Origin of the sequence: Streptomyces sp. NPDC002265 (assembly GCF_040296125.1) — a bacterium.
Taxonomy (GTDB): domain Bacteria; phylum Actinomycetota; class Actinomycetes; order Streptomycetales; family Streptomycetaceae; genus Streptomyces.
In genome coordinates, this window is record NZ_JBEOWS010000416.1 from 1 (window position 1) to 7,770 (window position 7,770).

Below are 7,770 nucleotides of genomic sequence, written 5' to 3' on the forward strand. Positions count from 1 at the left end.
GGCTAAAATTTCGAGCCGTAGACTGCGGGCGGTTGCGGGGTGCGTGCCGGTGGTATCCGGCACGCAGGTACGGCGTCGGGCGGCACCCTGGAGAGGGTGCCGCCCTCCGCCGTACGTGCGCGGGCCGGGCCTGTCTACTGGCCGGCTGCCGACTCGGTGGCGGTCGCCTCCGGGGACCCCGACTCGTTCGGGGAGGCGGACTCGCCCGTCGACGGCTCCTCGGTGGCGGACGGCGTGACGCTCGGGATGTCGCTCGGGCCCCAGGAGGAGAAGTAGCTCTCGGCCGGGACGACGAAGGCGCTGATGTTCACGGCGCCGGTCGAGCTGAAGGTGAAGGTGATCTTCTGGACGTTGCCGTTCTGGACGGCCTCGGCGGCGTCGGAGAGCACCGCGGAGGCGTTGTCCTTGCCGCCGATGACCAGGGAGCCGTGCGCCGGGATGCTCAGCTTGTCGCTGCCCTTGGCGGGGGAGAGCTTCGCGGTGCCGCCGCCCTCGACGCTGATGGAGTCCAGGGTCTGGGCGTTGGTGCCGCTGTTGAAGACGGTTGCGGAGATCACCGAGGGGCCCGAGGTGTCCGTACCGGGCTGGGTGATGACGAGAGCGTTCTGGATCTTGATGTCGCCGACGCTCGTCGCCGCGTTGTCGGGCTGGACCTCCAGCGTCTGGGAACTGTTGCCCGCGCCGCACGCGGCGAGCGAGGCGATCGAGAACGCGATGGCGGAGGCGGCGAGGGCGCCGCGTCGAAGGCTGCTGCTCACGGCGGCGGCTTCTCCTTGAACGCAGGGGCAGCTGTACCTAAAGCCGCCCTAAGTGTCTGTCAGCGGCCTTAGGTTACCGAGCCGTTCCGGAGCCGCCGCACCCGACCCTCCCCCGGGGCGCCCGGCTTCCCTCAGCAGGCGGTACCGGGAGGCTTTCCGGAGCCAGATGCGGCCGGGAACGCATTGGTCTCACCGTCGTACGAGATTCACTTAGACGGGCTTGCGGATTTTCCGTGTCGGAATAACCGGTGGTGGCAGGCCCCTAAGCGGCGGAATTGATCACCGATGCGGTTCGGCCGGCCGTTCCGCCGGTCTTGCGATCTTCCCTTGTGATCACCCCGTGATCAATTCCGGATTCGTGCCGCGGCCGACACCGGCAACCGAACGGAGTAGCGGAAGTCGATCGTATGGAACCGGACATTTGGGGACGTTCGTCCACTTGGGGTGGCCTCCGGATGTGGGTAACGTGTGTGTTTCCCCTCCCCCAGAGAGCCGCTCCGACCTGCGAATACCCGCTTCCGGTCGGTCCGCGATGCACGTTCCTGTTGCTGTTGTCAAGCCCCGAGATATGCCCTGACCTGCGAAAACGCCATTCAGAAGCCGCCGTTTCCGTGTTACTCTGGATAGCCACGGAAGGGGTACCTGTCACATGACGTTCAAGGTTGGCGACACCGTGGTCTATCCCCATCACGGGGCCGCGCTGATCGAGGCTATCGAAACTCGCCAGATCAAAGGCGTGGACAAGACCTACTTGGTGCTGAAGGTCGCCCAGGGCGACCTGACGGTACGTGTGCCAGCGGACAATGCGGAGTTCGTCGGCGTGCGTGATGTGGTCGGTCAGGACGGGCTGGACCGGGTCTTCGAGGTGCTGCGCGCTCCGTACGCCGAGGAGCCCACGAACTGGTCACGCCGTTACAAGGCAAATCTGGAGAAGCTCGCCTCCGGCGATGTCATCAAGGTCGCGGAAGTCGTGCGTGACCTGTGGCGTCGTGAGCGCGAGCGCGGACTCTCCGCCGGTGAGAAGCGCATGCTCGCCAAGGCCCGCCAGATCCTGGTGAGCGAGCTGGCTCTCGCGGAGAACACGAACGAGGACAAGGCGGAGGCCCTGCTCGACGAGGTCCTCGCGTCCTGACGCGCGGCGGCATCGTCCGCCCCACTCAGCACGCCGCTCACTCTGCGCAGTGAAATGCCGCGGTGCCCGATGACGTATCTTCTGTCGCCGGGCGCTGCGGCATTTCTTTGTACGCCGTACTCGGATGCCGTACGCCACGAGGAATTCCCCCGATACTGGTGTGCCGGGCCCGGGCAGCTGGCTCGACCGGTGTCACGGAAGGGTTCCGGTCAAGGCGTCGCGCCCGGCACGCTGTGGCCATACCCACGTAGGCCGAGCACACAAACCTGACAGGAACCGATGTCTGACGTTTCGCGCCCTTCGACCGCGGATGCCGTTCCGGAAGCCCCGGCCGTGCCCACCCGTACCGCCGTCGTGATCCCGGCCGCCGGCCGGGGTGTGCGCCTCGGTCCGGGCGCACCCAAGGCGCTCCGCGCGCTGAACGGCACTCCCATGCTCATCCACGCCGCGCGCGCCATGGCCGCGTCCCGAGCCGTCTCCCTGGTCGTCGTCGTGGCGCCGCCCGACGGCGCGGGCGAGGTCAAGTCGCTGCTCGACGCGCACGCGCTGCCGGAGCGGACCGACTTCCTCGTCGTCCCCGGCGGCGAGACCCGCCAGGAGTCGGTCAAGCTCGGCCTCGACGCGCTGCCGCCCGACTGCGGCATCGTGCTCGTGCACGACGCCGCCCGGCCCCTGGTGCCGGTCGACACGGTGGACGCCGTGATCGAGGCCGTACGGGAGGGCGCGGCCGCGGTCGTGCCCGCCCTGCCGCTCGCGGACACGGTCAAGGAGGTCGAGCCGGCGGCCGTGCCGGGCGAGCCGGAGCCGGTGCTGGCCACGCCCGAGCGGAAGCGGCTGCGGGCCGTCCAGACGCCGCAGGGCTTCGACCGGGCCACGCTGCTGCGCGCCCACGAGACGGTCACCGGCGACGTCACCGACGACGCGAGCATGGTGGAGCAGCTCGGCCTGCCGGTCGTGGTGGTCCCCGGGCACGAGGAGGCCTTCAAGGTCACCCGGCCGCTGGACCTGGTGCTCGCGGAGGCGGTCCTGACGCGCCGGAGGCTGAACGATGGCTTCTGAGCTTTCGGGGACGCCCGGTGCCTCCGTCGAAGCCCAGGGCGCCGGGGCGTACGTGCCCGTGCTGCCGCAGGTGGGGATCGGCACGGACATCCACGCCTTCGAGGAGGGGCGCGAGCTGTGGTGCGCCGGTCTGAAGTGGGAGGGCGAGGGACCGGGCCTGGCCGGGCACTCCGACGCGGACGTCGTCGCCCACGCCGCGTGCAACGCGCTGTTCTCCGCGGCCGGGCTCGGTGACCTGGGGCAGCACTTCGGCACCGGGCGGCCCGAGTGGGTCGGCGCGTCCGGGGTGACGTTGCTGACCGAGGCCGCGCGGCTGGTGCGGGAGGCCGGATTCGTCATCGGCAACGTCGCCGTCCAGGTCGTCGGACCCCGGCCGAAGATCGGCAAGCGGCGCGACGAGGCGCAGAAGATCCTGTCCGAGGCGGCCGGCGCGGCCGTGTCGGTGTCCGGGGCCACGACGGACGGGCTCGGCTTCCCCGGGCGCGGCGAGGGCCTGATGGCGGTGGCGACGGCACTGGTGGTCCGCACGGGCTGAGCCCGGCAGGGGGCTCCGCCCCGCGCGTCCGCGGACCCGCGTGCTCCCGTTGTCCGGGGGGAATAGGGCGGAAGGGTCGCGGGGCACTGCCTCGCGACCACTACCCTGGAGTGGTGACTATTCGCCTGTACGACACCAGCGCCCGGCAGATCCGTGACTTCGCCCCGCTCAAGCCGGGTTGTGTCTCGATCTACCTGTGTGGTGCCACCGTTCAGGCGGCCCCGCACATCGGACACATCCGGTCGGGGCTGAACTTCGACATCATGCGCCGCTGGTTCGCCTACCGCGGCTACGACGTCACGTTCATCCGCAACGTCACCGACATCGACGACAAGATCATCAAGAAGTCGCACGAGGAGGACCGCCCCTGGTGGTCCATCGGCTACGACAACGAGCGCGCGTTCAACGACGGCTACCAGGCCCTCGGTTGCCTGCCGCCCACGTACGAACCGCGGGCGACCGGGCACGTGCCCGAGATGATCGAGATGATGCGCGGGCTCATCGAGCGCGGACACGCCTACGAGGCCGACGGCAACGTCTACTTCGACGTGCGCTCCTTCCCGGAGTATCTCCAGCTCTCCAACCAGGAGTTGGACAACCTCCGCCAGCCCTCGGCCGAGGGCGAGACGGGCAAGCGGGACCACCGCGACTTCGCCATGTGGAAGTCGGTCAGGCCCGGCGAGCCGAGCTGGGAGACGCCGTGGGGACGCGGGCGCCCGGGCTGGCACCTGGAGTGCTCCGCCATGGCGCACAAGTACCTCGGTTCCGCCTTCGACATCCACGGCGGCGGCCTCGACCTGATCTTCCCGCACCACGAGAACGAGATCGCCCAGGCGAAGGCGTTCGGCGACGAGTTCGCCCGGTACTGGGTGCACAACGCCTGGGTCACCATGAGCGGCGAGAAGATGTCCAAGTCGCTCGGGAACTCGGTGCTCGTCTCCGAGATGGTCAAGAACTGGCGCCCGATCGTGCTGCGCTACTACCTCGGCACCCCGCACTACCGTTCCATGATCGAGTACAGCGAGGAGGCCCTGCGCGACGCCGAGTCGGCGTTCGCGCGGATCGAGGGCTTCGTGCAGCGGGTCGTGGAGAAGGCCGGCGGGGTCGTCGAACCCGCAGCCGAGGTGCCGCCCGCCTTCGCCGAGGCGATGGACGACGACCTGGGCGTGCCGCAGGCGCTCGCCGTCGTGCACACCGCCGTCCGGCAGGGCAACTCCGCGCTCGCCGCCGACGACAAGGAGGCGGCGATCGCCCGCCTCGCCGAGGTGCGCGCCATGCTCGGCGTCCTCGGGCTCGACCCGCTCGACCCGCACTGGGCCGACGAGACGGACCGGGGCGACGATCTGCACGGCGTCGTCGACAGCCTCGTACGACTGGTCCTCGACCAGCGCGAGGCGGCCCGGTCCCGCAAGGACTGGGTGACCGCGGACGCCATCCGCGACCAGCTCAACCAGTCCGGACTCGTCATCGAGGACGGCCCGCAGGGGCCGCGCTGGAGCCTCGGCCCGCGCTGATCCCACCCGATCGCCTACGTGATCGATTGTGCCGTCCGGGCCTCCGGGCGGCACACTTCATAGACGTACACACTTCGACGCGGGCGCATCCGCCGCGTCGCCTCGCACAGACAGGTAGGTCATGGCCGCTAACAACCGCCGCATGTCCGGCAAGAAGGGCGCGCAGGTCGGCAGTGGCGGCCAGCGACGCAAGGGCCTGGAGGGCAAGGGCCCGACCCCGCCCGCCGAGATGCGCAAGAAGCACAAGAAGAACCGCATCGCCACCGCGAAGGCGAAGCAGGTCGCCCGCCGTCCCGTGGTGCGCGGCCGCGGCGGCAAGGGCACGTCCGAGATGGTCGTCGGGCGCAACCCCGTGGTCGAGGCGCTGCGTGAGGGCGTGCCCGCCTCCACGCTCTACGTCCAGCAGTTCATCGACAACGACGAGCGGGTGCGCGAGGCGCTCCAGCTCGCGGCCGAGCGCGGCGGGATCAACCTCATGGAGGCCCCCCGTCCCGAGCTCGACCGGATGACGAACGGGCTCAACCACCAGGGTCTGGTCCTCCAGGTCCCGCCGTACGAGTACGCCCACCCCGAGGACCTCGTGGCCGCCGCCTACGACGAGGGCGCCGACCCGCTCATCGTCGCCCTCGACGGCGTCACCGACCCGCGCAACCTCGGTGCCGTCGTACGGTCCGTCTCCGCCTTCGGCGGCCACGGCGTGGTCGTGCCCGAGCGGCGCGCCGCCGGTATGACCGCCGGTGCGTGGAAGACGTCCGCGGGTACGGCCGCGCGTACGCCGGTGGCCCGCGCCACCAACCTCACGCGCGCCCTGGAGGCGTACAAGAAGTCCGGTCTCACCGTGGTCGGCCTGGCCGCCGACGGCGAGGCCGAGGTCGGCGACCTGGAGGCGCTGGGCGGCCCGGTCGTCATCGTCGTCGGCAGCGAGGGCAAGGGACTGTCCCGGCTGGTCGGCGAGACCTGCGACTTCCGGGTGCGGATCCCGATGCCCGGTGGCGCGGAGTCGCTGAACGCCGGTGTCGCGGCGGGCGTCGTGCTGTACGAGGCGGCCCGGCGACGCGCCTGAGAGCAGCGCGGACCCAGGTCCGGGGCGCGTCCGGCGCGTGCCTCGGACCGGGCCGGACGCCGTCCGAACGGACGTACGTCCCTATCACTCGCCCGGGGCAATCCGGGCGTCGCGCACAACCTTGACGGGGTCCGGACAGATCCGCCCGGTCAAAGCAGTGTCCTAACTCCACGTCACTCGGTTAGATGAGTGTGGACACCAGAACACCCCGCACACCCACGGGGGACCGCTCGTCGGGATACGACGACGCTCCCGCGCTGAGCATGGTGAAGGTGCCGAGCGATCCGGCGCAGGTCATCGTCAATCACGCGAGCTTCCGCGTCCAGCTGGGCACGTCGGCGAGACGCGCCCAATCGCCGCGGATCGCACGGCACTTGACCGTCGGCGCGGGCACCGCCCAGGCGCCCGCGGCGGGCGGCGCCGGAGCCCGTCGCCGCGCGGTCGTCTGGAGCGGCAGGTCCGCCCCCGACGACACCGGCGCCCACCGCCTCCTCCAGGCCGTGCGGGCCGGCAGCGTCCGGCACGGCGAGCAGGCCTCGTCCGACGCCGGGGCCACCCAGGTCATCCCGCGCGTCGACACGAGGACCGCGGCCCCGGGCCGGCCCGGCGGCGGCTACGGCGGCTACGACGGTTACGGCGGCCGGTACGACGAGCTGGACCAGACCCTGGAGACCCCCGTCGTCGGCCCCCAGCGCACCTCGGACGACGGGATGCCCGCCGGAGCCCGGCTCCTGCCCCAGATGCGCACGGTCGGCAGCGCCTACGACGAACCCGCCTACGGACGGCCCGCCCACGCCGGACCCGGCCACGACGGCCCCGGTTACGGCGGTCCCGGATACGGCGAACCCGCCTACGACGACGGGCGGTTCGAGGCCGAGGACGCGTACGACGACATCGAGACGGGGGGCGGGGCGCGGCACGGTTCGCGGTCCGGGCGGCGCGCCGACGACCCCGCACGGCACGCCTACTTCCCCGGCCGCCGGATGAACCTCGGCGTGGTGCTGCTCCCGCTGCGCATCTTCCTCGGCTTCATCTCCGTGTACGCCGGCATGGGCAAGCTCTGCGACCCCCTGTACTTCGACGGCGGCAAGCGCGGCTCGATGGTCAAGTGGCTCGACACCCTGCACCCCTGGGAAGTCGCCGAGCCGCTGCGCCAGTTCGCGCTCCAGCACCCGGTCGGGTCCGGCCTGGTCATCGCCTTCCTCCAGGTCATCGTGGGCGTCCTGACGTTCCTCGGCTGCTGGCAGCGGGTCACCGCGGTGGTCGGCGCGGCGCTGTCCGCCGCGCTGCTCGTGACCGTCAGCTGGAAGACGGCCCCCGTCTACGACGCGCCCGACATCATCTGTCTCGCCGCCTGGTCCCCGCTGATCATCGCGGGCGCGCCCGTCTACTCGGTCGACGGACGCCTCGCGGCCGGTGCCTGGCGCCGCCTCGGACCCCGCTCGGACATCTGGGAACTGCGCCGTCACGTCCTGCGCCGCGGCGCCCTCGTCACGGCCGTCGCCGTGGGCCTCACCCTGCTCGTCGGCTCCCTGCTCGGCGGTGCGGTCCGTGACGCGGGCCGTGTCGTCGTCCCCGGCCCCGGCGAGGCCCCGCGCAACGAACTGCCCGGCTCGCCGGATCGACGTCTTCGACCACGACGGCGGACGGATCACTGACCGCCGCACGCTGGCGGAGATCGAGGCGGGCGCCGGCTTCCCGGACGGCCT

6 protein-coding genes and 1 pseudogene are annotated in these 7,770 nt (G+C 71.2%); 6 read left to right on the forward strand and 1 reads right to left on the reverse strand.

Annotation, left to right across the window (positions count from 1 at the left end):
- Positions 1-134 precede the first annotated feature (134 nt).
- Positions 135-758 carry a copper chaperone PCu(A)C domain-containing protein gene (locus ABT085_RS41035; protein WP_351620557.1) on the reverse strand — a complete coding sequence of 208 codons (624 nt, stop codon included), beginning with the start codon at positions 756-758 and terminating at the stop codon, positions 135-137.
- A 649-nt stretch (positions 759-1,407) separates the two neighbouring features.
- On the opposite strand from ABT085_RS41035, the gene ABT085_RS41040 reads away from it, so the two are divergent.
- The 6 genes and pseudogenes from ABT085_RS41040 to ABT085_RS41065 form a co-directional block, all read left to right on the forward strand.
- Positions 1,408-1,890, forward strand: coding sequence for a CarD family transcriptional regulator (locus ABT085_RS41040; RefSeq protein ID WP_003953493.1), 483 nt, complete (start codon positions 1,408-1,410; stop codon positions 1,888-1,890).
- A 279-nt stretch (positions 1,891-2,169) separates the two neighbouring features.
- Complete coding sequence (ispD, locus tag ABT085_RS41045) at positions 2,170-2,949, forward strand: 2-C-methyl-D-erythritol 4-phosphate cytidylyltransferase (protein WP_351620560.1); 780 nt, start codon at positions 2,170-2,172, stop codon at positions 2,947-2,949.
- The gene (ispF, locus tag ABT085_RS41050; protein WP_351620563.1) at positions 2,939-3,484 is read left to right on the forward strand and encodes a 2-C-methyl-D-erythritol 2,4-cyclodiphosphate synthase; all 546 of its coding nucleotides are present in this window, start codon (positions 2,939-2,941) and stop codon (positions 3,482-3,484) included. Before ispD ends, ispF begins: the two co-directional genes overlap by 11 nt.
- A gap of 113 nt (positions 3,485-3,597) precedes the next feature.
- Entirely contained in the window at positions 3,598-4,998 is a 1,401-nt protein-coding gene (cysS, locus tag ABT085_RS41055; RefSeq protein WP_351620566.1) for a cysteine--tRNA ligase, read from the forward strand.
- A 121-nt stretch (positions 4,999-5,119) separates the two neighbouring features.
- The gene (gene rlmB, locus ABT085_RS41060; RefSeq protein ID WP_351620569.1) at positions 5,120-6,061 is read left to right on the forward strand and encodes a 23S rRNA (guanosine(2251)-2'-O)-methyltransferase RlmB; all 942 of its coding nucleotides are present in this window, start codon (positions 5,120-5,122) and stop codon (positions 6,059-6,061) included.
- A 185-nt stretch (positions 6,062-6,246) separates the two neighbouring features.
- A pseudogene (locus tag ABT085_RS41065) lies at positions 6,247-7,680 on the forward strand (DoxX family protein); the annotation flags it as partial.
- Positions 7,681-7,770: the final 90 nt, after the last annotated feature.

Coding starts and splice junctions, on each gene's coding strand:
- ABT085_RS41040 (WP_003953493.1), top strand. CDS start 1,408: ATGACGTTCAAGGTTGGCGACACCGTGGTCTATCCCCATCACGGGGCC.
- ispD (WP_351620560.1), top strand. CDS start 2,170: ATGTCTGACGTTTCGCGCCCTTCGACCGCGGATGCCGTTCCGGAAGCC.
- ispF (WP_351620563.1), top strand. CDS start 2,939: ATGGCTTCTGAGCTTTCGGGGACGCCCGGTGCCTCCGTCGAAGCCCAG.
- rlmB (WP_351620569.1), top strand. CDS start 5,120: ATGGCCGCTAACAACCGCCGCATGTCCGGCAAGAAGGGCGCGCAGGTC.